Source organism: Arsenophonus sp. ENCA, assembly GCF_002287155.1.
GTDB classification, from domain to species: Bacteria; Pseudomonadota; Gammaproteobacteria; order Enterobacterales; family Enterobacteriaceae; genus Arsenophonus; species Arsenophonus nilaparvatae.
The window spans coordinates 1-1,866 of sequence record NZ_NHNG01000645.1 but is presented as its reverse complement, the minus strand read 5'-3'; the positions used below and the strand labels follow the sequence as shown (position 1 = coordinate 1,866).

General features: G+C 34.1%; 2 protein-coding genes and 1 pseudogene. 2 read left to right on the top strand and 1 reads right to left on the bottom strand.

All coding sequences use genetic code 11. The annotated features are described in order from the left end of the window. Positions 1–184: 184 nt before the first annotated feature. The gene (locus tag CBG25_RS16825; protein ID WP_290608065.1) at positions 185–1,084 is read right to left on the bottom strand and encodes an NAD(P)-dependent oxidoreductase; all 900 of its coding nucleotides are present in this window, start codon (positions 1,082–1,084) and stop codon (positions 185–187) included. A 195-nt stretch (positions 1,085–1,279) separates the two neighbouring features. On the opposite strand from CBG25_RS16825, the pseudogene CBG25_RS16820 reads away from it, so the two are divergent. Together CBG25_RS16820 and CBG25_RS16815 are read left to right on the top strand one after the other, a co-directional pair. Next, positions 1,280–1,501: pseudogene (locus CBG25_RS16820) on the top strand (transglycosylase SLT domain-containing protein); the annotation flags it as partial. Positions 1,502–1,529: 28 nt separating this feature from the next. After that, the gene (locus tag CBG25_RS16815) at positions 1,530–1,826 is read left to right on the top strand and encodes a hypothetical protein (protein ID WP_290605180.1); all 297 of its coding nucleotides are present in this window, start codon (positions 1,530–1,532) and stop codon (positions 1,824–1,826) included. Positions 1,827–1,866 lie beyond the last annotated feature (40 nt).

Sequence of the window (1,866 nt, the reverse complement as noted above, 5' to 3'; positions counted from 1 at the left end):
GGTTGCTCTGATATTATGGATGATTTTCAGTCTATTATTTGTACAAACTAAAATCAGAAAAAGAGAAAATCTGCACGGTGGGATATTGTTGAAAAAAAAATTCCACCCCTTTTGCGACAGCCTCATAATGAGGGGGATATCCATGAATGATTTTTAGTATTCTCATCTTCAATCCTCGCCAAAATTATGCCGATTTTTTTTGATAAAAATCGTTTATTAACAGAGAAATGCCTGTTTCAATATCTATTTTAGGAACCCAATTCAATAAACGACGTATTAAGCTGTTATCACCATAAAATGTTGAAACATCGAAACATCGAGGGGGATCGATAATGAGCTTGAGTGGATGCTTGGCAGAGCCGTTGACCAATTTTGCCAGTGTTTCTAAGGAAACAGGTTGACCCGATGTAATATGCATCGTGGGTAATTCTTGTCCTTGTTCTAGACGCTTTATAACTTTAAATATCGCTTCAACCACATCGGTAACATGTGTAAAATCAAACATATTAGTGGGTCCCTCAATATGAATGGGTTTTCCTGTGACAGCAGCTTGACAAAAAGCGGGTACAACCCGATCATGATGATCATCAATACTTCCGTATACACTCGAAAAACGTAAAATTGCGGTTTTTAATCCCTTTAATTTGTATTTTGCAACCAATCCTTCCGCTGTGACTTTCGAATTGGCATAAATGTTTAATGGTTGCAAGGGTGCTGATTCTTTAACAGGGAATAACTGTTGCTGCCCATAAACCTCTCGGCTGCTTGCATATAATACCCAGGGTTTTTTAGGGGATTGGTATGCTAAATCAAGGACATTATTTGTCCCCGTGACATTAGTTTCCCAACAAATATCCGGTTGTTTTTCACCCCAAATAACCCGAGAAATAGCGGCTAAATGGATAACGCCATCACAATGTTTTAGCCGTTGTTGTAATATCTTAGGAAGAAGAATGTCACCGTATTCAGAAGAATCTTCAGGCAATTTGCTATCAAATTTTTCTATCCAATAGAATTTATCAATTTTTTTACAAAGCGCTTGACCGATTAAACCACTTGACCCGGTTATTAAGATTTTTTTCATCGGACGCTCCATTAAAAGTGGATAGCTGTAAATTACATTTTAGCCCACATTTTTAATTAACAAAAAAAATTACATTAATTTACGTTAACATTAAATATTCCCATATTTAAAAAATTAATCTCCATAATATTTTTTACATTATTGGGCACCTCGAAAATCTTGAGTTTTTCGAGGTGCCCTTATCTTAAATCGTTAGGTATTACCCCTTATCAATTAAGAAATGATGCTTGTATGAATATTTATACTGGCGCTTATTTTTTAGCGCTGGCATTTAATAAATGGGGTGTAACCTGGCAAGCAATAGGCGCTTATAATGCCGGATTTAAAAACAATGAAATACAGAATAAACGAAGATTAATTTACGCCCGAAAAATTAACGAAGTTTATCGTAAAATAAAAAATAATCAGCACCAGTAAATAAACATTAAATTAAGGAATGATAACAATGAGAATAAAATTTACAGGTCGCTGGAATAAAAAAAGTCTTAAGAAGGCAATTTTTGAAGCGATTGAGGAATTACAATTTTATAACATTGAATTTCTCTCCGGCGTTAATCTTTATTTTCATGGGGAAGATATTAATTTTGATAATATTGAAATTAGGAACGAAAATGATACCCCTGTCATGTTTATTTATGATAATAATATTCCGGTTATAAAACCACGCAAAAGAAAAAAAAGAAAAGCACCCGTCATTAGCCTTGCGGATTTTAAAAGAAATAAATCCCGAAAAGATAAATAATAAAAAAACTGGGCGGATATACCGCCCGTTTAATTAATCT